This is a genomic window from Variovorax sp. Soil_C_12, from assembly GCF_057657375.1.
The window spans coordinates 666,233-687,225 of the sequence record NZ_JBDGIO010000003.1; the positions used below are offsets into that span (position 1 = coordinate 666,233).

General features: G+C 66.9%; 19 protein-coding genes. 14 read left to right on the forward strand and 5 right to left on the reverse strand.

What is annotated here, in order from left to right:
• Positions 1 to 29: 29 nt before the first annotated feature.
• The 5 genes from acnB to AC3A6X_RS11980 form a co-directional block, all read right to left on the reverse strand.
• Positions 30 to 2,615: a bifunctional aconitate hydratase 2/2-methylisocitrate dehydratase gene (gene acnB / locus AC3A6X_RS11960; protein WP_487842353.1), complete on the reverse strand. Its 2,586-nt coding sequence runs from the start codon at positions 2,613 to 2,615 to the stop codon at positions 30 to 32.
• 66 nt (positions 2,616 to 2,681) lie between these two features.
• A complete protein-coding gene (locus AC3A6X_RS11965) occupies positions 2,682 to 3,248 on the reverse strand; it encodes a hypothetical protein (protein ID WP_487842354.1) in 567 nt (188 codons plus the stop codon).
• Between the two features lie 29 nt (positions 3,249 to 3,277).
• Positions 3,278 to 4,276 carry an HpcH/HpaI aldolase/citrate lyase family protein gene (locus tag AC3A6X_RS11970; protein WP_487842355.1) on the reverse strand — a complete coding sequence of 333 codons (999 nt, stop codon included), beginning with the start codon at positions 4,274 to 4,276 and terminating at the stop codon, positions 3,278 to 3,280.
• 56 nt (positions 4,277 to 4,332) lie between these two features.
• Positions 4,333 to 5,109 carry a trans-aconitate 2-methyltransferase gene (gene tam / locus AC3A6X_RS11975; protein ID WP_487842356.1) on the reverse strand — a complete coding sequence of 259 codons (777 nt, stop codon included), beginning with the start codon at positions 5,107 to 5,109 and terminating at the stop codon, positions 4,333 to 4,335.
• A gap of 22 nt (positions 5,110 to 5,131) precedes the next feature.
• Positions 5,132 to 6,118: a malate dehydrogenase gene (locus AC3A6X_RS11980; protein ID WP_068678360.1), complete on the reverse strand. Its 987-nt coding sequence runs from the start codon at positions 6,116 to 6,118 to the stop codon at positions 5,132 to 5,134.
• A 189-nt stretch (positions 6,119 to 6,307) separates the two neighbouring features.
• Between AC3A6X_RS11980 and AC3A6X_RS11985 the strand changes: the two genes are divergently transcribed.
• The 14 genes from AC3A6X_RS11985 to AC3A6X_RS12050 all read left to right on the forward strand — a co-directional run bounded on the left by AC3A6X_RS11985 (position 6,308) and on the right by AC3A6X_RS12050 (position 20,977).
• Complete coding sequence (locus AC3A6X_RS11985) at positions 6,308 to 7,069, forward strand: GntR family transcriptional regulator (protein WP_487842357.1); 762 nt, start codon at positions 6,308 to 6,310, stop codon at positions 7,067 to 7,069.
• Between the two features lie 169 nt (positions 7,070 to 7,238).
• Positions 7,239 to 7,685, forward strand: coding sequence for a succinate dehydrogenase, cytochrome b556 subunit (gene sdhC / locus AC3A6X_RS11990; RefSeq protein WP_487842358.1), 447 nt, complete (start codon positions 7,239 to 7,241; stop codon positions 7,683 to 7,685).
• Between the two features lie 51 nt (positions 7,686 to 7,736).
• A complete protein-coding gene (gene sdhD / locus AC3A6X_RS11995) occupies positions 7,737 to 8,102 on the forward strand; it encodes a succinate dehydrogenase, hydrophobic membrane anchor protein (protein WP_106555151.1) in 366 nt (121 codons plus the stop codon).
• A 5-nt stretch (positions 8,103 to 8,107) separates the two neighbouring features.
• Positions 8,108 to 9,916 (forward strand): succinate dehydrogenase flavoprotein subunit, encoded by a 1,809-nt coding sequence (sdhA, locus tag AC3A6X_RS12000; RefSeq protein ID WP_487842359.1) that lies wholly within the window; start codon positions 8,108 to 8,110, stop codon positions 9,914 to 9,916.
• A gap of 23 nt (positions 9,917 to 9,939) precedes the next feature.
• Positions 9,940 to 10,641 (forward strand): succinate dehydrogenase iron-sulfur subunit, encoded by a 702-nt coding sequence (locus AC3A6X_RS12005; protein WP_106555149.1) that lies wholly within the window; start codon positions 9,940 to 9,942, stop codon positions 10,639 to 10,641.
• Positions 10,642 to 10,656: 15 nt separating this feature from the next.
• Positions 10,657 to 10,959 carry an FAD assembly factor SdhE gene (locus tag AC3A6X_RS12010; RefSeq protein ID WP_487842360.1) on the forward strand — a complete coding sequence of 101 codons (303 nt, stop codon included), beginning with the start codon at positions 10,657 to 10,659 and terminating at the stop codon, positions 10,957 to 10,959.
• A gap of 23 nt (positions 10,960 to 10,982) precedes the next feature.
• Entirely contained in the window at positions 10,983 to 12,293 is a 1,311-nt protein-coding gene (gltA, locus tag AC3A6X_RS12015; RefSeq protein WP_309972581.1) for a citrate synthase, read from the forward strand.
• A gap of 120 nt (positions 12,294 to 12,413) precedes the next feature.
• On the forward strand, positions 12,414 to 12,554 hold the full coding sequence (locus tag AC3A6X_RS12020; protein WP_487842361.1) for an entericidin A/B family lipoprotein: 141 nt from the start codon (positions 12,414 to 12,416) through the stop codon (positions 12,552 to 12,554).
• A gap of 116 nt (positions 12,555 to 12,670) precedes the next feature.
• On the forward strand, positions 12,671 to 13,615 hold the full coding sequence (locus AC3A6X_RS12025; RefSeq protein WP_487842362.1) for a LysR family transcriptional regulator: 945 nt from the start codon (positions 12,671 to 12,673) through the stop codon (positions 13,613 to 13,615).
• Between the two features lie 48 nt (positions 13,616 to 13,663).
• Positions 13,664 to 15,085, forward strand: a complete 1,422-nt coding sequence (gene leuC / locus AC3A6X_RS12030; protein WP_487842363.1) for a 3-isopropylmalate dehydratase large subunit — start codon at positions 13,664 to 13,666, stop codon at positions 15,083 to 15,085.
• 19 nt (positions 15,086 to 15,104) lie between these two features.
• A complete protein-coding gene (leuD, locus tag AC3A6X_RS12035) occupies positions 15,105 to 15,755 on the forward strand; it encodes a 3-isopropylmalate dehydratase small subunit (protein ID WP_487842364.1) in 651 nt (216 codons plus the stop codon).
• Positions 15,756 to 15,784: 29 nt separating this feature from the next.
• Entirely contained in the window at positions 15,785 to 16,873 is a 1,089-nt protein-coding gene (leuB, locus tag AC3A6X_RS12040; RefSeq protein WP_309972585.1) for a 3-isopropylmalate dehydrogenase, read from the forward strand.
• Between the two features lie 91 nt (positions 16,874 to 16,964).
• Positions 16,965 to 18,107 carry an aspartate-semialdehyde dehydrogenase gene (asd, locus tag AC3A6X_RS12045; protein ID WP_487842365.1) on the forward strand — a complete coding sequence of 381 codons (1,143 nt, stop codon included), beginning with the start codon at positions 16,965 to 16,967 and terminating at the stop codon, positions 18,105 to 18,107.
• 281 nt (positions 18,108 to 18,388) lie between these two features.
• The gene (locus tag AC3A6X_RS12050; protein WP_487842366.1) at positions 18,389 to 20,977 is read left to right on the forward strand and encodes a FimV/HubP family polar landmark protein; all 2,589 of its coding nucleotides are present in this window, start codon (positions 18,389 to 18,391) and stop codon (positions 20,975 to 20,977) included.
• Positions 20,978 to 20,993 lie beyond the last annotated feature (16 nt).

Here is a 20,993-nt window from a genome sequence, read left to right on the forward strand (position 1 = left end):
TTTCCTTCTGCGCCAAAGGCGAAGAGCGATCAGGCAGCAACCTTGGCCGCAACTTCCGTGTAGTCCTCGATCTTGTCGAAATTGAGGTACTGGTAGATCTGGTCGCTGGCCGCGTCGAGCACGCCGACGCTGGTCATGTACTCCTCGCGGGTCGGGATGCGGCCCAGGCGCGAGCAGATGGCGGCCAGCTCGGCGCTGCCCAGGTACACGTTGGTGTTCTTGCCCAGACGGTTGGGGAAGTTGCGCGTGCTGGTCGACATCACGGTCGCGCCCTCGCGCACCTGCGCCTGGTTGCCCATGCACAGCGAGCAGCCCGGCATCTCGGTGCGCGCGCCGGCGTTGCCGAACACGCCGTAGTGGCCTTCCTCGGTAAGCTGGTGCGCGTCCATCTTGGTCGGCGGGGCGATCCAGAGCTTGACCGGGATGTCGCGCTTGCCTTCCAGCAGCTTGGAAGCGGCACGGAAGTGGCCGATGTTGGTCATGCACGAACCGATGAAGACCTCGTCGATCTGGGCGCCGGCCACGTCCGACAGCGTCTTCACGTCGTCGGGGTCGTTGGGGCAGGCCACGATCGGCTCGTGGATGTCGGCCAGGTCGATCTCGATCACGGCGGCGTACTCGGCGTCGGCATCGCCCTTGAGCAGCTGCGGATCCTTCAACCAGGCTTCCTGTGCGGCGATGCGGCGGCTCAGGGTGCGCGCGTCGGCATAGCCCTCGGCAATCATCCACTTCATCAGCGTGATGTTGCTGTTGATGTACTCGGCGATCGGCTCCTTGTTCAGGTGCACCGTGCAGCCGGCGGCCGAGCGCTCGGCCGAGGCGTCACTCAGTTCGAAGGCCTGCTCCACCTTCAGGTCCGGCAGGCCCTCGATCTCGAGGATGCGGCCCGAGAAGATGTTCTTCTTGCCCTTCTTCTCGACCGTCAGCAGGCCCTGCTTGATGGCGTAGAGCGGGATCGCGTTGACCAGGTCGCGCAGCGTCACGCCGGGCTGCATCTTGCCCTTGAAGCGCACCAGCACGGATTCGGGCATGTCCAGCGGCATCACGCCGGTCGCGGCCGCGAAGGCCACCAGGCCGGAGCCGGCCGGGAAGCTGATGCCGATCGGGAAGCGGGTGTGGCTGTCGCCGCCGGTGCCCACGGTGTCGGGCGTCAGCAGGCGGTTGAGCCAGCTGTGGATCACGCCGTCGCCGGGGCGCAGCGAGACGCCGCCGCGGGTGGAGATGAAGTCCGGCAGTTCGTGGTGTGTCTTCACGTCGACCTTCTTCGGATAGGCCGCCGTGTGGCAGAAGGACTGCATCACCAGGTCGGCACTGAAGCCGAGGCAGGCCAGGTCCTTGAGCTCGTCGCGCGTCATCGGGCCGGTGGTGTCCTGGCTGCCGACCGAGGTCATCTTGGGCTCGCAGTAAGTCCCTGGGCGAACCCCCAGCCCCTCCGGCAGGCCGCAGGCGCGGCCCACCATCTTCTGGGCCAGCGAGAAGCCCTTCTTGGTGTCGACCGGGCTGACCGGCAGGCGGAACAGCGTAGAAGGCGCCAGGCCCAGCGCTTCACGCGCCTTGGCCGTCAGGCCGCGGCCGATGATCAGCGGAATGCGGCCGCCGGCGCGCACCTCGTCGAACAGCACCTCGCTCTTCACCTTGAACTCGGCGATGACCTTGCCGTCCTTCAGCGCCTTGCCCTCGTAGGGGCGCAGCTCGACGACGTCGCCCATCTCCATCTGGCTCACGTCGAGCTCGATGGGCAGCGCACCGGCGTCTTCCATCGTGTTGTAGAAGATCGGCGCGATCTTGTTGCCCAGGCAGACGCCGCCGAAGCGCTTGTTGGGAATGAACGGGATATCCTGGCCGGTGAACCAGAGCACCGAGTTGGTGGCGCTCTTGCGCGACGAACCGGTGCCGACCACGTCGCCCACGTAGGCGACCAGGTGGCCCTTCTCCTTCAGCGACTCGATGAACTTGACCGGGCCGCGCTTGCCGTCTTCTTCGGGCGTGATGCCGGGGCGGGCGTTCTTCAGCATCGCCAGCGCGTGCATCGGGATGTCGGGGCGGGTGGTGGCGTCGGGCGCGGGAGAGAGGTCGTCGGTGTTGGTCTCGCCGCTCACCTTGAGCACCGTGATGGTGAGGCTCTGCGGGACTTCGGGCCGGCTGGTGAACCACTCGGCATCGGCCCAGCTCTGCAGCACGGCCCGGGCGTTGGCATTGCCCTTGTCGGCCTTTTCCTTGACGTCGTGGAACTGGTCGAACATCAGCAGGGTCTTCTTCAGTCCCTCGGCCGCGACGCCGCCCACTTCGGCGTCGTCGAGCAGGTCGATCAGCGGGCTGATGTTGTAGCCGCCCAGCATGGTGCCCAGCAGCTCGGTGGCGTGGGCACGCGAGATGAGCGGGCTCTTCTCGGTGCCATGCGCCACTGCCGCCAGGTAGCTCGCCTTGACCTTGGCCGCATCGTCCACGCCTGCCGGCACGCGGTGCGTGAGCAGGTTCAGCAGGAACTCGCCGTCATTGGCGGAGGCGCTCTTCAGCAGCTCGATGAGCTCGCTGGTCTGCTTGGCCGACAGCGGCAGCGGTGGGATGCCGAGCGCGGCGCGCTCGGCGACATGGTCAACGTAGGCTTGCAACATTTCTTCTCTTCTCCGAGATCGGGAATCGTGGCGGCCAAGCAAAAGGCGGGCCGCCTGCGCCTGGGATTACTTCTTGGGAGCGTCCGCGCCGTCGAACAGGCTCTTGGGCGGGTTCTTCTTCATGTCTTCCGCCACCGTCGCCTGTTCGTTGGCCTGGCATTCATCGGCCAGGCGCAGGCCCTGCTTCTGGCTCATCAGCATGGACTTGTTGCCCAGCTGCAGCCACATGGCCTCGGCCTTCGGGTCCTCGAGGCGGATCGCACCGGTGCGGCTGTTGACGGGGTGCATGAAGTACTTGGTGCTGCCGTGCGTCAGGACGAAGAAGCCGGGCTTCTTCTGGCTGGCCTCGATCGCCACGCTGGCGCCGAGCTCGCACTTGATGGTGCCGGTGAGCACGCGCTTGGAGACCTCGAGGTCCTCTGGCGACAGAACGACGTCGGACTCTTCGCTGATGGGCTTGGCTTCCTCGAGCTTCTTGATGACGCGCTTGGGCACCACCTTCTGTGTCACTTTCTTGGTGGTGTTCGCGGCCCGCTCCTTGAGCGGCGGCTTGGCCGCGGGTTCCGCGGTCTGGGCCAGTGCCGAGAACGGCAGCGCGATCGCGACAGCGGCGATGAGGGCAATCTTCTTCATGGGTGTCTGTTCCTTGAGGAGTGTGGTTTTCAGGATGACGCCGCCGCAAACCATGCTTGCGCCTCCGGCGGCAGCGCACGGCCGGTGGCGTGCGCCCGCGAAAGTACCTGCCAGAAATGACGGTAGCTTGCGCGGTCGTGCAATGTGCCATCAAAACTGACCGGCGCCCAATTGGCAGCAGCCGCGGACGCTATGATTTTTGTAGCCATTTGAATCTGCCGCTCGTCGGGCGCGAAGGCCTCGAGGATGGGGCGGATCTGGTTCGGATGGATGCTCCACATGCGCGTGTAGCCGAACTCGCTGGCCGCCTTCTTCGCGGCGGCGCGCATCGCGTCGACGTCGTTGAACTCCGTCACCACGCAATGCGACGGCACCTTGCCGTGCGCGTGCGCGGCCGAGGCGATCTCGAGCTTGGCGCGCACCACCAGCGGATGGGTGAACTGGCCCGCAGCGCCCATGCCGTCGGCGGGGATCGCGCCGCCATGGGCCGAGACGAAGTCCATCAGGCCGAAGCTCAGCGACTGCACGCGCGGATGGGAGGCGATCTCGAAGGCGTTGTGCACGGCGAAAGGCGACTCGATCAGCACATGCAGCGGCAAGGCCTCGGCACCGGCGGCATTGAGCGCCTGGACCGCCTCGCGCACGTCCTCGGCCGACTCGACCTTGGGCACCATCAGGTGGCTCAGGCGATGGCCGGCACGCCCCGCGATGGTGACCACGTCGCCGGCGAAGGCCGGATGGTCGACCGGATGCACCCGCACGCCCACGCGCATGCCGGGGGCGGCAGCCAGCGCGAGCTCGGTGACCAGGGCTGCGTGCTCGGCCTCGCCGCCCACGGGGGCGCCGTCCTCGCAATCGAGGGTGACGTCGAAGACGCAGGCGCCGAACTCCTGGGCCATCTCGGCCTGCAGCGCGAGGCTCTTGCGCATGCGCGCCTCGACGCCGCTGTAGTGGTCGCAGACCGGCAGCACCACGGCCCCGGCCTGCGCGCCGAGCAGGACTTCCTGCGGATGGACGGATTCAGTCATTGGAACACCTTCGCCTCCGGCTGCGGTGCGAGCGCCTTCGGGCGGCCGGGCGGCACTCATGGCTTGCGCTGCGCGACGATGAACATGCGCGGGAAGGCCAGCAGCCGCTTGCCATCCGTGCGCGCGGGATAGGCGCCATCGACGCGCCGCTCGTACTCGGCCAGGTAGCTCGCCTGCAATTCAGGCGTCAGCCGGTCGACGAAGGGCTTGAGCCCGGTGCCGCGCACCCATTCGACGATGGCGGCGGCTGAAGCCATGGGGTGCTGGTAGACGGTGCGCCAAACGTCGACCTGTGCCGCCTCGGCGGCCAGCAGATCGTAGTAGCCGGCCAGCGGCAGAAGCATCGTTCGCAGCCGGTCGGCATTGCCGATGGGCTCGGCCCACGGCGCCTCGGCCGCGACTTGGCGCATCAGCCGGTGCGTGGGCTCCTCGCGGTTGTCGGGCATCTGGATGGCGAGCACGCCGCCCGGGGCCAGGGCGGCGAACAGGCGCGGGATCAGCGTCTCGTGATCGGGCACCCATTGCAGCGAGGCATTGGCGTAGATGAGATCGGGCGGCGACGCGGGCCGCCAGCTCGCGATGTCGCTGAGCTCGAAGCGCGCGGCCGGCAGGCGCTCGCGCGCGCTCTTGAGCATCGCTTCGGAGTTGTCGGTGCCGATCACCTCGGCACCGGGGAATCGCTGCACCAGCAGCTCGGTGGAATTGCCGGGCCCGCAGCCCAGGTCGACCGCGCGGGTCGCCGTAGGCAGCGGAACCCGCGCCAGCAGTTCCTGCGCGGGGCGCGTGCGCTCGTCCTCGTAGCGACGGTAGAGCGCAGGGTTCCAGTCGAGCATGCCGGTGACTGACGGGCTGTGCTTAGAGCAGGTGGGCGACGCCGGCCTGTTCGTCCTGCAGTTCCTTCAGGGTCTTGTCGATGCGTTCCTGGCTGAACTTGTCGATCTCCAGGCCTTCGACCAGCTTGTATTCGCCGTTCTCGGTGGTGACCGGGAAGCCGAAGATCACGTCCTTCGGGATGCCGTACTGGCCGTCGGAAGGGATGCCCATCGTGACCCATTTGCCGTTGGAGCCCAGGGCCCAGTCGCGCATGTGGTCGATGGCGGCGTTGGCGGCCGAGGCGGCCGACGACAGACCACGCGCCTCGATGATGGCGGCGCCGCGCTTGCCCACGGTAGGCAGGAAGGTGTCGGCATTCCAGACCTGGTCGTTGATCAGGTCCTTGACGCTCTTGCCGCCGACGGTGGCGAAGCGGTAGTCGGCGTACATCGTGGGCGAGTGGTTGCCCCAGACCGTGAGCTTCTCGATGTCGCCCACGGCCGTGCCGGTCTTGGCAGCGATCTGGCTGGCGGCGCGATTGTGGTCCAGGCGCAGCATGGCGGTGAAGTTCTTGCGCGGCAGGCTGGGCGCGCTCTTCATCGCGATGTAGGCGTTGGTGTTGGCCGGGTTACCGACGACCAGCACCTTGACGTTGCGGCTGGCGACCTGGTCGAGGGCCTTGCCCTGGGCGGTAAAGATCTGGGCGTTGGCGGCCAGCAGATCGGCGCGCTCCATGCCGGGGCCGCGCGGGCGGGCGCCGACCAGCAGCGCGTAGTCGGCATCCTTGAAGGCGACCAGCGGGTCGCCGGTGGGGATCACGCCGGCCAGCAGCGGGAAGGCGCAGTCCTCGAGCTCCATGATCACGCCCTTGAGCGCCTTCTGCGCTTTCTCGTCCGGGATCTCGAGCAGTTGCAGGATAACCGGCTGGTCCTTGCCGAGCATCTCGCCGGAGGCGATACGGAACAGCAGGGCGTAACCGATTTGGCCGGCGGCGCCGGTGACGGCAACGCGAACAGGCTTTTTGCTCATGGGAAAACTCCAGGAAAGGTAAAACGGTGCGCGGTCGCGGTTGCGGCCGCGGAGGTCGGGCCGGGCGATGCGCCCGGTCGCATAGGCCGGCTCGGATTTTATGCCGATTTGCGCTTTCGATGGCGCCAGTCTTGTGTCTTATATAAGATGTCGGCCGGGACGCGCCGCGATGGCGCCTTCCGCCCTGCCATGACCACCACCATCACCGCTCTTGCCGAGCCGGCGACGCCCTCGTTCAGCCCGCTCTACCAGCAGATCAAGTCCTTGATCCTGCAGAGCCTGCACGCCGGCGAATGGAAGCCGGGCGAGCCGATCCCGAGCGAGATCGAGCTGGCCGCGCGCTTTCGCGTGAGCCAGGGCACGGTGCGCAAGGCGATCGACGAGCTGGCGGCCGAGAACCTGGTGGTGCGCCGCCAGGGCAAGGGCACCTTCGTCGCCACCCATGCCGAGCAGCATGTGCAGTACCGCTTCCTGAAGCTGGTGCCCGACAGCGGCGACGTCGACAGCGAGGGGCCGGCCGAGCGCGAGATCGTCGACTGCAAACGGCTGCGCGCCAGCGCCGACATCGCGCGCCTGCTCGCGCTGCGCACCGGCGACGCGGTGCTGCAGGTGCGGCGCGTGCTCGCCTACCGCGGCGCACCCACCATCCTGGAAGACCTCTGGCTGCCCGGCGCACCCTTCAAGGGCCTGACGGCCGAGCGCCTGAACGCCTGGCACGGCCCGATGTACGCCATGTTCGAGACCGAGTTCGGCGTGCGCATGGTGCGCGCCGAAGAAAAGATCCGCGCCGTGCTTCCGGATGAAGCGCAGGCGGCACTTCTGGCGGTGACGACCGCCACCCCCTTGCTGAGCGTGGAGCGCGTCGCTCACACCTACCACGACACCCCCATGGAGCTGCGCCGCGGTCTCTACCGCACCGACACACACCACTACCGCAATGAGCTCGGCTGAGCTCGCCGGCGCCGCAGCTCATCGCGGCCGCATCTCGATAGCATCCGAGCGCAGCACTGCGTTGACATTTCGGCGTAAGCGGCCCGATGGTGCGTTGCAATAGAATTTTGCGTTGTTTGCATTTCCGCCAAAGAACAAGCCGCCCCCTCTAAAAATTCTGAAAGTCCCCATGACAGAGCTGGCCACACCACCCCGACCACAGCGGCGCGAGTTCCGCAACATCAACGCCTTCACCGATCTGACCACCTACCGGCTCCCACCGGCCGGCCTCGTGTCGATCCTGCACCGCGTGAGCGGCGCGCTGATGTTCCTGCTGATGCCCTTCGTGATCTGGATGTTCGACACCTCCGTGTCCTCCGAGTACTCCTATGCCCGCTTCAAGGCCGCCTTCAACAGCGGCCTTGGTTTCGTTCCGGGCTGGTTCCTCAAGCTGGTGGCGCTGGCGCTGATCTGGGCCTACCTGCACCACTTCATCGCCGGCCTGCGCCATCTCTGGATGGACGTGAGCCACGCCGCGGTGAGCAAGGAATTCGGCCACAGCTCGGCCATCGCCACGCTGGCCATCAGCATCCTGCTGACGCTCGTGCTCGGCGCCAAGCTGTTTGGTCTTTATTGATTTGCGGGACAGATCTTCAGCTCTGTCCCCAACTGATTAGGAAACTGACTCATGTCTGTCAACTACGGCTCCAAGCGCATCGTCGTCGGCGCGCACTACGGTCTGCGCGACTGGCTCAGCCAGCGCATCACCGGCGCCCTGATGGCGCTCTTCACCATCATCCTGCTGGCGCAGCTGCTCTTCACGCGCGGGCCGATCGGCTATGACGTGTGGGCCGGCATCTTCGCCTCGCAGTGGATGAAGGTGCTCACCTTCGTGGTGATCGCCTCGCTGCTCTATCACGTGTGGGTCGGCATGCGCGACATCTGGATGGACTACGTCCAGCCGGTCGGCATCCGTCTCGTTTTGCAGGTTTTCACGATCGTCTGGCTTGTGGCGTGCGCGGGTTGGGCCATTCAAGTGCTCTGGAGAGTTTGACCGCCATGACCTATACCAAAGAACAAATCACGAAGCGCAAGTTCGACGTCGTCATCGTCGGCGCCGGCGGCTCCGGCATGCGCGCTTCGCTGCAGCTGGCGCGCGCGGGCCTGAACGTGGCCGTGCTGTCGAAGGTCTTCCCGACCCGCTCGCACACCGTCGCCGCCCAGGGCGGCGTGGGCGCCTCGCTCGGCAACATGAGCGAGGACAACTGGCACTACCACTTCTACGACACGATCAAGGGCTCCGACTGGCTCGGCGACCAGGACGCGATCGAGTTCATGTGCCGCGAGGCCCCGAAGGTGGTCTACGAGCTCGAGCACTTCGGCATGCCCTTCGACCGCAACCCGGACGGCACCATCTACCAGCGCCCCTTCGGCGGCCACACGGCCAACTACGGCGAGAAGCCGGTGCAGCGAGCCTGCGCCGCGGCCGACCGCACCGGCCACGCGATGCTGCACACGCTCTACCAGAAGAACGTGGAAGCGCGCACCCAGTTCTTCGTCGAGTGGATGGCGCTCGACCTGATCCGCGACGCCGAGGGCGACGTGGTCGGCGTGACGGCGCTCGAGATGGAAACCGGCGACCTGCACATCCTGCAGGCCAAGACCGTGCTGCTGGCCACCGGCGGCGCGGGCCGCATCTTCGGCGCATCGACCAATGCCTTCATCAACACCGGCGACGGCCTGGGCATGGCGGCGCGCTCGGGCATCCCGCTGCAGGACATGGAGTTCTGGCAGTTCCACCCGACCGGCGTGGCCGGTGCCGGCGTGCTGCTGACCGAAGGCTGCCGCGGCGAGGGCGCAATCCTGATCAACAGCAACGGCGAGCGCTTCATGGAGCGCTACGCGCCGACGCTGAAGGACCTGGCGCCGCGCGACTTCGTCTCGCGCTCGATGGACCAGGAGATCAAGGAAGGCCGCGGCTGCGGCCCGAACAAGGACTACGTGCTGCTCAAGATGGACCATCTGGGCGCAGAAACCATCCACAAGCGCCTGCCTTCGGTGTACGAGATCGGCGTCAACTTCGCCAACGTCGACATCACCAAGGAGCCGATCCCGGTGGTGCCCACCATCCACTACCAGATGGGCGGCATTCCCACCAACATCAACGGCCAGGTCGTGGTGCAGAAGGGCGAGGACAACAGCGCCGTGATCAACGGCCTCTATGCAGTGGGCGAATGCTCCTGCGTGAGCGTGCACGGCGCGAACCGCCTGGGCACCAATTCGCTGCTCGACCTGCTGGTGTTCGGCCGCGCGGCCGGCAACCACATCGTCGAGTTCAACGACAAGAACCGCGAGCACAAGCCGCTGCCGGCCGACGCTGCCGACCGCACGCTCGAGCGCCTGAACCAGCTCGAGGCCTCGACCTCCGGCGAGTACGCGCAGGACGTGGCGGGCGAGATCCGCTCGACGATGCAGAAGCACGCCGCCGTGTTCCGCACCCAGGCCTCGATGGACGAGGGCGTGGTCAAGATCGCTGCGGTGCGCGCGCGCGTCGCCAACGTCACGCTCAAGGACAAGTCGCGCGTCTTCAATACCGCGCGTATCGAGGCGCTGGAGGTCGACAACCTGATCGAGGTGGCGCAGGCCACGATGGTCTCGGCAGCCGCGCGCAAGGAATGCCGCGGCGCCCACACGGTCGAGGACTACGAGCGCCCGGCCGACGATCCCGCAGCGCCGCTGGGCCGCGACGATGCGAACTGGATGAAGCACACGCTCTGGTACAGCGAGGGCAACCGCCTGTCGTACAAGCCCGTCAAGCTGAAGCCGCTGACGGTCGATTCGGTCCCGCCCAAGGTCCGCACGTTCTAAGAACACACCACAAGGTTTTCACGATGAAGCGCACATTCCAGATCTACCGCTACGACCCGGACAAGGACGCCAAGCCCTACATGCAGACGGTGGAGGTCGAGCTCGACGGCCACGAGCGCATGCTGCTCGACGCCCTGATGAAGCTCAAGGCGCAGGACCCGTCGCTGTCCTTCCGCCGCTCCTGCCGCGAAGGCGTCTGCGGCTCGGACGCCATGAACATCAACGGCAAGAACGGCCTGGCCTGCCTGACCAACATGAACACGCTCAAGGGCACGGTGGTGCTGAAGCCGCTGCCCGGCCTGCCGGTGATCCGCGACCTCATCGTGGACATGACGCAGTTCTTCAAGCAGTACAACTCGATCAAGCCCTATCTGCAGAACGACACGGTGCCGCCCGAGAAGGAGCGCCTGCAGTCGCCCGAGGAGCGCGACGAGCTCAACGGCCTCTACGAGTGCATCCTGTGCGCAAGCTGCTCGACCAGCTGCCCGAGCTTCTGGTGGAACCCCGACAAGTTCGTGGGCCCGGCCGGCCTGTTGCAGGCCTACCGCTTCATTGCCGACAGCCGCGATGAAGCCACCGCCGAGCGCCTGGACAACCTGGAAGACCCCTACCGCCTGTTCCGCTGCCACACGATCATGAACTGCGTGGACGTGTGCCCGAAGAGCCTGAACCCGACCAAGGCCATCGGCAAGATCAAGGAACTGATGGTGCGCCGCGCCATCTAGCCAACGGGTGACCTCATGCAATCCGCCGCCGACCTCGACCAGCCGATCAGCGAACGCGCGCTGAGCAAGCTCAAGTGGCGCTGTCGGCGCGGCTTGCTCGAAAACGACCTGTTCATCGCCCGATTCTTCGAGCGGCATGAGCAAGGTCTGACCTGCGGGCAGGCGCAGGCACTGGAGACATTGATGGACCTGTCGGACAACGATCTGCTCGACCTCTTGCTTCGAAGGAAGGAGCCCGAGCCCGGTTGGGCCGGCGCCGAAGTGATCGAGCTGTTGCAGCTGATGCGCACCGAGGGCGCGCAATCCCTCTCTTCCTGATTTATTTTTTGAAAGACCTCGCAATGAAAGCATCCGACACCAAAGCCACCCTGTCGTTCAGCAACGGCGGACAGAACGTCGAGCTGCCGATCTACAAGGGCACCATGGGCCCGGACGTGATCGACATCCGCAAGCTCTATGCCCAGACCGGCATGTTCACCTACGACCCGGGCTTCATGTCGACGGCCTCATGCGAGTCCGCCATCACCTACATCGACGGCGACAAGGGTGAGCTGCTTTACCGCGGCTACCCGATCGAGCAGCTCGCGACCAACTGCGACTTCCTCGAGACCTGCCACCTGCTGCTGTACGGCGAGCTGCCCAACGAAGGCGAGAAGGCCGGCTTCACCAAGCTCGTGACCAACCACACGATGGTCAACGAGCAGATGCAGTTCTTCCTGCGCGGCTTCCGCCGCGACGCGCATCCGATGGCCATCATGACGGGCCTGGTCGGTGCGCTGTCGGCCTTCTATCACGACAGCACGGACATCAACAATCCGAAGCACCGCGAGATCGCCGCGATCCGCCTGATCGCGAAGATGCCGACGCTGGTGGCGATGGCCTACAAGTACACCATCGGCCAGCCGTACATGTACCCGAAGAACAACCTCAGCTATGCGGGCAACTTCCTGCACATGATGTTCGCGACGCCGTGCGAGGAGTACAAGGTCAGCCCGGTGCTGGAGCGCGCGCTCGACCGCATCTTCATCCTGCACGCCGATCACGAGCAGAACGCCTCGACCTCCACCGTGCGCCTGTGCGGCTCCTCGGGCACCAACCCCTTCGCGGCGATCGCGGCCGGCGTGGCCTGCCTCTGGGGCCCGGCCCACGGCGGCGCCAACGAGGCGGCGCTCAACATGCTCTACGACATCCAGAAGGCCGGCGGCGTCGACAAGATCGGCGAGTTCATCAAGCAGGTCAAGGACAAGAGCTCGAACGTCAAGCTGATGGGCTTCGGGCACCGCGTCTACAAGAACTACGACCCGCGCGCCAAGCTGATGCAGGAAACCTGCAAGGAAGTGCTCGGCGAGTTGGGCCTCGAGAACGACCCGCTGTTCAAGCTGGCCATGGCGCTCGAGAAGATTGCCCTCGAGGACGAGTACTTCGTCTCGCGCAAGCTCTACCCGAACGTGGACTTCTACTCGGGCATCGTGCAACGCGCGATCGGCATCCCGGTGCCGCTGTTCACCGCCATCTTCGCGCTCGCGCGCACGGTGGGCTGGATCGCCCAGCTCAACGAGATGATCGGCGACCCCGAGTACAAGATCGGCCGCCCGCGCCAGCTCTTCGAGGGCTCGCCCAAGCGCGACGTGCAGCCCATCGCCAAGCGCTGATCGCTGTCCGCGCTCACGCCATAAAGCTGCCCTCGGGCAGCTTTTCTGCGTTTTGGCTGACACACGGCAGCCACCGGGGGATGCACGCTACTTAGCACTTTCTAACGAAGGAGTTATGTAATGAAGAAGCTCGCCGCATTGATTGCCGTCGCATTCACCCTGGCCGTGCCCCTGCAAGGCTGTAACACCTGGAAGGGTGCGGGGCAGGACGTCCAGAAGGCCGGAGAAAAGATGGAGGATGCCGGCAAGAAGAAGCAATGAGGCCCCACTCGCCCATCGCACAAGGACATTGACGTCATCGCGCATCGCGATGACTGTCCACCAGAAATAGAAGGAAAATACGGGATTCCATCTCCATCCGAGATGCCAGGTCCCGTATGACTTCCTCCGAACGCAGCTTCGCCCGCCGCATCGACCTCACGTCGTTGCAGTTGTTCGTGGCCGTCTGCGAACTCGGCAGCATCGGCCGAGCGGCGGAGCGCGAATTCATTGCTGCCTCTGCGATCAGCAAGCGGCTGTCGGACCTGGAAGCCACCCTTGGCACCCCCCTGCTCTATCGCCACGCGCGCGGCGTCGACCTGACGCCGGCCGGCGAGAGCCTGCTGCACCACGCGCGCTCGGTGCTCTACAGCCTGGAGAAGATGCAGGGCGAGCTCAGCGAGTACGCCGACGGGGTGCGCGGGCACGTGCGCGTGCATGCCAACATCTCGGCCATCGTGCAGTTCTTGCCCGAGGACCTGGGCGCTTTCACGCACGAGCACGACGCAGTCAAGATCGATCTCGAGGAGCACCTCAGCAGCGAAGTGGTGCGCGCCGTGCACGAGGGCGCCGCCGACCTGGGCATCTGCCACATGCCCGAGGGCGCGAACGAACTACAAAGCCTGCTCTACCGCCATGACACGCTGGTGCTGATCGCGCCCGCCGGGCATCCGCTGACGGAGCGCCGCTCGATCGACTTCGTGGACTCGCTGGCCTTCGACCACGTCGGCCTCCACACCAACAGCTCGATCTACGTCGCGATGCACCAGGCGGCGCTGGACGCCGGCCGCAGCATCAAGCTGCGCATCCACGTGACCGGCCTGGACGCCATGTGCCGCATGATCGAGAACGGCCTGGGCATCGGCGTGATGCCGCTGCGCGCCTTCGAGCTGATGCAGGGCGGCATCGGCCGCGGCCTGCGCAGCGTCGCGCTCGATGACGCCTGGGCCGCGCGCGAGATCCGGCTGGTGGCACGCGACTTCTCCACGCTGCCGGTCGCGGCGCGCATGCTGGTCAAGCACCTGCAGGCGCCGGACGCGGCGGCCGATCCGCTGGCCGCCTGAGGCCCGGATCGGAAGACAATTTCCCTCCCCACGAAAGAGACCATCACCATGGCACGCACGCTCTACGACAAGCTCTGGGACGAACATGTCGTCCACACCGAGGAAGACGGCACCTCGATCCTGTACATCGACCGCCACCTGGTCCACGAGGTGACCAGCCCCCAGGCCTTCGAGGGGCTGCGCGAGGCAGGCCGCAAGCTGTGGCGCATCAGCTCGGTGGTCGCGACCGCCGATCACAACACGCCGACCACCCACTGGGAGCGCGGCTACGACGGCATCGAGGATCCGATCAGCAAGGAGCAGATCACCACGCTGGACAGCAACATCAAGGAGTTCGGCGCCGCCGCCTTCTTCCCCTTCCTGAGCAAGCGCCAGGGCATCGTGCACGTGATCGGCCCCGAGTCGGGCGCCACGCTGCCGGGCATGACGGTGGTCTGCGGCGACTCGCACACCTCCACGCACGGCGCCTTCGGCGCGCTGGCGCACGGCATCGGCACCAGCGAGGTCGAGCATGTGATGGCCACGCAGACGCTCCTGGCCAAGAAGGCGAAGAACCTGCTCGTCAAGGTCGACGGCACGCTCGCCCCCGGCTGCACCGCCAAGGACATCGTGCTGGCCATCATCGGCCGGATCGGCACCGCCGGCGGCACCGGCTACACCATCGAGTTCGCCGGCTCGGCCATCCGCGACCTCAGCATCGAAGGCCGCATGACGGTTTGCAACATGGCGATCGAGGCCGGGGCCCGCGCCGGGCTGGTGGCGGTGGACGAGAAGACCATCGCCTATGTCAAGGGCCGGCCGCTGGCGCCCACCGGTGTCGAGTGGGACCTGGCCGTCGAGTACTGGAAGACGCTGCAGTCCGACCCGGGCGCGCATTTCGACACCGTGGTCGAACTGGATGCCGCGCAGATCAAGCCGCAGGTCACCTGGGGCACCTCGCCCGAGATGGTGCTGCCGGTGGACGGCCGCGTGCCGGACCCCGACAAGGAGAAGGACGCCAACAAGCGCGGCGCCATCGAGCGGGCCCTGAGCTACATGGGCCTGGAGCCGAACAAGCCCATGAATGACATCTTCGTCGACAAGGTCTTCATCGGCTCCTGCACCAACAGCCGCATCGAGGACATGCGCGAGGCCGCGGCCATGGTCAAGAAGCTCGGCCAGAAGGTCGCGAAGAACGTCAAGCTCGCGATGGTCGTCCCCGGCTCCGGCCAGGTGAAGGAGCAGGCCGAGCGCGAAGGCCTCGACCAGATCTTCAAGGCCGCGGGCTTCGAGTGGCGCGAGCCCGGCTGCTCGATGTGCCTGGCGATGAACGCCGACCGGCTGGAGCCCGGCGAGCGCTGCGCCTCGACCAGCAACCGCAACTTCGAAGGACGGCAGGGCGCCGGCGGCCGCACCCACCTGGTGAGCCCGGCGATGGCCGCGGCCGCCGCAGTGCACGGCCATTTTGTCGACGTCCGCCAATTCGCCTGAACGCCAAGGAGCCATCACCATGCAAAAGTTCACCGTGCACAAGGGCCTCGTGGCGCCCATGGACCGCGAGAACGTCGACACCGACGCCATCATTCCCAAGCAGTTCCTGAAGTCGATTAGGAAGACCGGCTTCGGCCCCAACCTGTTCGATGCGTGGCGCTACCTCGATCCGGGCGAGCCGGGCCAGGATCCGGCCTCGCGCAAGCCCAATCCCGACTTCGTGCTGAACCAGCCGCGCTACGCAGGCGCCTCCATCCTGCTGGCCCGCCAGAACTTCGGCTGCGGCTCCTCGCGCGAGCACGCGCCCTGGGCCCTCGACCAGTACGGCTTTCGCGCCATCATCGCGCCGAGCTATGCGGACATCTTCTTCAACAACAGCTTCAAGAACGGCCTGCTGCCGATCGTGCTGTCCGAATCGCAGGTGGCCCAGCTCTTCGACGAGACCTTCGCCTTCCCGGGCTACAGCCTGACCATCGACCTCGAGCGCCAGGTCGTCGTCAAGCCCGACGGCAGCGAAATCGCCTTCGAGGTGCAGGCCTTCCGCAAGTACTGCCTGATCAACGGGCTGGACGACATCGGCCTGACACTGCGGCACAAGGACAAGATCCAGGCCTTCGAGGCCGAGCGCCTGGCCAAGAAGCCCTGGCTGGCCCACCAGCTGATCGCCTGACCCATTCTTCATCTCTTCAGAACGACCTCATGAAAATCGCAGTTCTTCCCGGTGACGGCATCGGCACCGAAATCGTGGCCGAAGCTCTTCGCGTGCTCGAAACGCTGGACCTGTCCTTCGAGACGGAGTCCGCCCTCGTCGGTGGCGCGGCCTACGAGGCCCACGGCCATCCGCTGCCCGAATCCACGCTCAAGCTGGCCAAGGAAGCCGATGCGGTGCTCTTCGGCGCCGTGGGCGACTGGAAGTACGACAAGCTGGAGCGCTCGCTGCGGCCCGAACAGGCCATCCTCGGCCTGCGCAAGAACCTGGGCCTGTTCGCCAACTTCCGCCCGGCCATCTGCTACGAGCAGCTGGTCGGCGCCTCCAGCCTCAAGCCAGAGCTGATCTCGGGCCTGGACATCCTGATCATCCGCGAGCTCACCGGCGATATCTACTTCGGCCAGCCGCGCGGGCGCCGCACGGCATCCGACGGCCATTTCCCGGGCGCCGAGGAGGCCTTCGACACCATGCGCTACTCGCGCCCCGAGATCGAGCGCATCGCCCATGTCGCCTTCCAGGCCGCGCGCAAGCGCAGCAAGCGCGTCACCAGCGTGGACAAGGCCAACGTTCTCGAGACCTTCCAGCTCTGGAAGGACGTGGTGACCGAGGTGGGCAAGGAATACCCCGACGTCGAACTCGACCATATGTACGTGGACAACGCCGCAATGCAACTGGTCAAGGCACCCAAGAAGTTCGACGTGGTGGTCACCGGCAACATGTTCGGCGACATCCTCTCCGACGAGGCAGCCATGCTGACCGGCTCGATCGGCATGCTTCCCTCGGCCTCGCTCAACGCCAGTAACCAGGGCCTGTACGAACCCAGCCACGGCAGCGCGCCCGACATTGCCGGCAAGGGGGTGGCCAATCCTTTGGCTACAATCCTGTCCGCTGCCATGATGCTCCGCTTCTCCCTGAACCAAGCCGAGGCTGCCGACCGGATCGAGTCGGCGGTCAAACACGTGCTGGCGCAGGGCCTGCGGACGGCAGACATCTGGTCGGAGGGCACGACCAAGGTCGGCACGCGCGAGATGGGCGACGCCGTGGTGGCAGCCATCACCAAAAAGACGATTACCGGCTAACCGCAGCCCGTTTCGTCACGCCCTTCCCCGGCTCGACGAGCCGGGCGCAAAGAAAAGACGACTTTCTTTTTTTCACAAGGGCAAACTGAAAATGGCGAACGCAACTCAACCTCTGGTCGGTCTCGTAGGCTGGCGCGGCATGGTCGGCTCGGTCCTCATGGACCGCATGCAGGCCGAAGGCGACTTCCAACTGATCGAGCCGCTGTTCTTCTCCACCTCCAACGCCGGCGGCAAGGCCCCGGCCATGGCGAAGAACGAGACCGCCCTGAAGGACGCGCACGACATCGAAGCGCTCAAGAAGTGCGACATCATCGTCACCGCCCAGGGCGGCGACTACACCTCGGCCGTCTTCCCCAAGCTGCGCGCCGCCGGCTGGAACGGCCACTGGATCGACGCCGCCTCCACCCTGCGCATGAACGATGACGCGATCATCGTGCTCGACCCGGTCAACCTGCCGGTGATCCAGAAGGCGCTCGCCAAGGGCGGCAAGAACTGGATCGGCGGCAACTGCACCGTCAGCTGCATGCTGATGGGCGTGGGCGCCCTCTACAAGGCCGGCCTGGTCGAGTGGATGACCAGCATGACCTACCAGGCCGCCTCGGGCGGCGGCGCCCAGCACATGCGCGAGTTGCTCACGCAGTTCGGCAGCCTCCACGCCGACGTGCGCGCCCTGCTGGACGACCCCAAGTCGGCCATCCTGGAGATCGACCGCAAGGTGCTGGCCCGCCAGCAGTCCCTGAGCGCCGCCGAGACCGCCAACTTCGGCGTGCCGCTGGGCGGCAGCCTGATTCCGTGGATCGACAAGGATTTGGGAGACGGCACCAGCAAGGAAGAGTGGAAAGCCGGCGCCGAGACCAACAAGATCCTGGGCCAGGGCGCCGCCTTCGGCACGGCCGCCACGCCGGTCGACGGCTTCTGCGTGCGCGTCGGCGCGATGCGCTGCCACAGCCAGGCGCTGACCTTCAAGCTCAAGAAGGACGTGCCCCTGGCCGACATCGAGGCGCTGATCGCCAACGACAACGCCTGGGCCAAGGTGGTGCCGAACACCCGCGAAGCCACGATGAAGGACCTGACGCCGGTCGCGGTGACCGGCACCATGAACATCCCCGTCGGCCGCTTACGCAAGCTGGCGATGGGCCCGGAATACCTGGGTGCCTTCACCATCGGCGACCAACTGCTGTGGGGTGCCGCGGAACCGCTGCGCCGCACGCTGCGCATCCTGCTGGAGGCCTGATGCGGCGCCGGGCGCTCTCCGGACGCCCGACGTTGCGATGCCGCAACGCAGAAATGGCGCCGAAGTTGGCACGCACTGGGTAGATAAGGCCTGTCGCCTTGTCAGTGCGGGGCGATGATGTTAACGTCCTCTTACACTTTCGGGCCCAATTGCCCTCTACCAGCATGACACGACATCCGTTGCCTGCGGCCCGACTCTCGGCCATTTGCCCGACCTCGCGCCTTCCCGCCCGCGGCCAACTCTCTCTTCTCAGCACGGCGGTAGCTCTGGCCCTGGGATTGGTGAGCTTCGACGCCGCGGCGCTGGCCCTCGGTCGGCTCAATGTGCAATCGGCCCTGGGCGAGCCCTTGCGGGCCGAGATCGAGGTCACGGAGATCGCGCCGGCCGAAGCCGATGGGCTGAAGGTCAACATTGCACGGGTAGACGCCTTCAATGCGGCCGGCGTGCCTTACAACGCGGTTCTGGCCGACGTGCGGACCAGCCTGCAGCGCCGCGCCGACGGTCGCTACGTGGTGCGGCTGACCAGCAATCGCTCGCTGAGCGAGCCTTTCATCGACCTGCTGGTCGAGGCCAACTGGAACTCCGGCCGTGTCGTGCGCGACTACACGGTGCTGCTGGACCCGCCGAGGAGCCGCACCGCCACGGCGGCCGCGCCGATCGCCCCCACCGCCCCGCAAATCAGCGCCGCGCCTGAGCCGCGCAGTGCCCCGGCGGTCACGCAGGCGCCCCCTCGCCGCGCGCCTGCGCCGGCCGTTGCGGCTGCTCCGGCAGCCCCGGCGGCGAGCGAACGCAGCGTGCGCACGGGATCGGGATCGGGATCGGGCGAGCAACAGGTGACGGTCCAGCCCGGCGATACCGCAAGCAAGATTGCAGGCGCCTACAAGTCGGCCGATGTGTCGCTCGACCAGATGCTGGTGGCCCTGCTGCGCGCCAACCCCAGCGCCTTCATCGCCGGCAACGTCAATCGCATCAAGGCCGGCGCCGTCCTCGATGTGCCGAACGCGTCGCAGGCTGCAGCCGTCCCGAGCGAGGAGGCCAAGCGCACCGTCACGGCGCAAAGCCGCGATTTCGGCGACTACCGCCGCCGCCTGGCCGAGAACGCACCCGCCTCGCAGGTCGCCGATGCCGACCGGCAGGCGAAGGGCAAGCTGCAGGCCAACGTCGAGGACCGCAATGCCGCCAACGCCGCGGCCGACAAGCTGCGCGTCACCCAGGGCGGCGCGGGCCGGCAAACCGAGGAGCAATTGGCTCGAAGCCGCCAGGCCCAGGAAAGCAGCACGCGCGTTGCTGAACTGTCGAAGAACATCGATGAACTGAACAAGCTGCAGGCCGCGAGCGGCAGCACGCCGGCCACGGGCGCCGGAAGCACGGCACCGGCAGCAGCGCCGGCCCCGGCCAGCGCCGCGCCCACCGCACCAGGCAGCACGGCAGCACCCGCCGCCGCAGCGCCGGCAGCGAACCCCGCTGCACCGGCCCTTCCCGCGGCGATTGCACCCGCTGCCGGTGCGACGGCAGCGGCACCGGCAGCGCCTGCCGCTGCGCCGGCAATCGCTCCCGAGGCAGCTGCCGCCGCACCGGCAGCGGAGCCCGCGCCAGCCCCGGCCGCCGCGGCCAAGGCCCCCGTTCCCGCGCCTGCCCCTGCACCCGGCTTCTTCGACGAACTGCTCGCGAACCCGCTGATCCTGGGCGGGGCCGCGCTGATCGCGCTGCTGGTCGGCTTCCTGCTCTACCGCGTCCTGGGCCGGAAGCGCCGCGACGCCGGCGAGAGCGTGTTCCTCGAAAGCCGCATCCCCAAGGACTCCTTCTTCGGCGCCAGCGGCGGCGAGTCGGTGGACACCAAGAACCGCGGCAATTCGGTTGTTTCCTCGCTGTCCTACTCGCCGAGCCAGCTCGACGCCGGCGATGTCGACCCGGTGGCCGAAGCCGACGTCTACCTGGCCTACGGCCGCGACCTGCAGGCCGAGGAAATCCTGCGCGAGGCGCTGCGCGTCAACCCTGAACGCACCGCCATCCATCTCAAGCTGCTCGAAATCCACGCCAAGCGGCGCGATCTGCGCGCCTACGAGGCGCTGGCGTCGGACGTGCACAAGCTGACCGGCGGCACCGGGGCCGACTGGAACCGCGTGGTGGAGATGGGCAAGGAACTGGACCCCGGCAACCCGCTGTACGAGTCGAGCGGCCGGAACGTAACACCCGCGGAAGCTGCTGCCTTCGCCGGCACCCTGGCTGCCGCGACGGCAGTGACGACAGCCCCGGCGGTGGCTGCCCCCACGCCCGCCCCGGTGGTCGCCGCGCCGCCCCCGGCCTTCGTGCCCTCGGTCGCTCCGCTGGACTTCGACCTGGACCTCAGCAAGCCGGCACCGCTCGCGCCCGCCAATGTCGGCGCCAGTCTGCCGCCGACGCAAATCCAGGTGCCCGCGCCTGTGCAGCCGCTGCCGCGCGTGACGGTCACGAATGGAAGCCATTCGGGCGCCACCGCTCCGTCTGCCAAGCTCGACCTGCACAATGATTTCGATACCGCCCCGGGTGCGCTGGAGCCGACCACGGTGCGTGCACCGCTGATCTCGGACGAAGAGATGACGCAGCCGGCCACGCTGCGCGCCGGCCTGCCGGGCGACTCCGGCTTCATCGAGTTCGACATGAGCTCGATGGCCGGCCTGCGCGCCCCTGCCGACACCGAGCGCGGCCGCCTGGAGCCGCAGGCCGAGGAAAGCGGCGAAAGCCCCCACGCCATCAAGCTGTCGCTGGCGCGCGAGCTCAAGGCGCTGGGCGACGTCGAAGGCGCCCGCTCGCTGGTCGAGGAAGTGGCCGCCGAGGCTTCGGACGAGATCAAGGCCGAAGCCAAGCAGCTGCTCGTCGAGCTGCGCTGAGCGGCCAGTAGTCGCC

What these genes read in the sequence shown, in the direction of transcription:
- asd (WP_487842365.1), top strand. Translation starts at nt 16,965, where the DNA reads ATGGCGAACGCAACTCAACCTCTGGTCGGTCTCGTAGGCTGGCGCGGC.
- AC3A6X_RS12005 (WP_106555149.1), top strand. Translation starts at nt 9,940, where the DNA reads ATGAAGCGCACATTCCAGATCTACCGCTACGACCCGGACAAGGACGCC.
- AC3A6X_RS11965 (WP_487842354.1), bottom strand. Translation starts at nt 3,248, where the DNA reads ATGAAGAAGATTGCCCTCATCGCCGCTGTCGCGATCGCGCTGCCGTTC.
- tam (WP_487842356.1), bottom strand. Translation starts at nt 5,109, where the DNA reads ATGCTCGACTGGAACCCTGCGCTCTACCGTCGCTACGAGGACGAGCGC.
- leuD (WP_487842364.1), top strand. Translation starts at nt 15,105, where the DNA reads ATGCAAAAGTTCACCGTGCACAAGGGCCTCGTGGCGCCCATGGACCGC.
- gltA (WP_309972581.1), top strand. Translation starts at nt 10,983, where the DNA reads ATGAAAGCATCCGACACCAAAGCCACCCTGTCGTTCAGCAACGGCGGA.
- sdhD (WP_106555151.1), top strand. Translation starts at nt 7,737, where the DNA reads ATGTCTGTCAACTACGGCTCCAAGCGCATCGTCGTCGGCGCGCACTAC.
- acnB (WP_487842353.1), bottom strand. Translation starts at nt 2,615, where the DNA reads ATGTTGCAAGCCTACGTTGACCATGTCGCCGAGCGCGCCGCGCTCGGC.
- leuC (WP_487842363.1), top strand. Translation starts at nt 13,664, where the DNA reads ATGGCACGCACGCTCTACGACAAGCTCTGGGACGAACATGTCGTCCAC.
- sdhA (WP_487842359.1), top strand. Translation starts at nt 8,108, where the DNA reads ATGACCTATACCAAAGAACAAATCACGAAGCGCAAGTTCGACGTCGTC.
- AC3A6X_RS12020 (WP_487842361.1), top strand. Translation starts at nt 12,414, where the DNA reads ATGAAGAAGCTCGCCGCATTGATTGCCGTCGCATTCACCCTGGCCGTG.
- AC3A6X_RS11980 (WP_068678360.1), bottom strand. Translation starts at nt 6,118, where the DNA reads ATGAGCAAAAAGCCTGTTCGCGTTGCCGTCACCGGCGCCGCCGGCCAA.
- AC3A6X_RS12025 (WP_487842362.1), top strand. Translation starts at nt 12,671, where the DNA reads ATGACTTCCTCCGAACGCAGCTTCGCCCGCCGCATCGACCTCACGTCG.
- AC3A6X_RS11970 (WP_487842355.1), bottom strand. Translation starts at nt 4,276, where the DNA reads ATGACTGAATCCGTCCATCCGCAGGAAGTCCTGCTCGGCGCGCAGGCC.
- sdhC (WP_487842358.1), top strand. Translation starts at nt 7,239, where the DNA reads ATGACAGAGCTGGCCACACCACCCCGACCACAGCGGCGCGAGTTCCGC.
- AC3A6X_RS11985 (WP_487842357.1), top strand. Translation starts at nt 6,308, where the DNA reads ATGACCACCACCATCACCGCTCTTGCCGAGCCGGCGACGCCCTCGTTC.
- AC3A6X_RS12010 (WP_487842360.1), top strand. Translation starts at nt 10,657, where the DNA reads ATGCAATCCGCCGCCGACCTCGACCAGCCGATCAGCGAACGCGCGCTG.
- leuB (WP_309972585.1), top strand. Translation starts at nt 15,785, where the DNA reads ATGAAAATCGCAGTTCTTCCCGGTGACGGCATCGGCACCGAAATCGTG.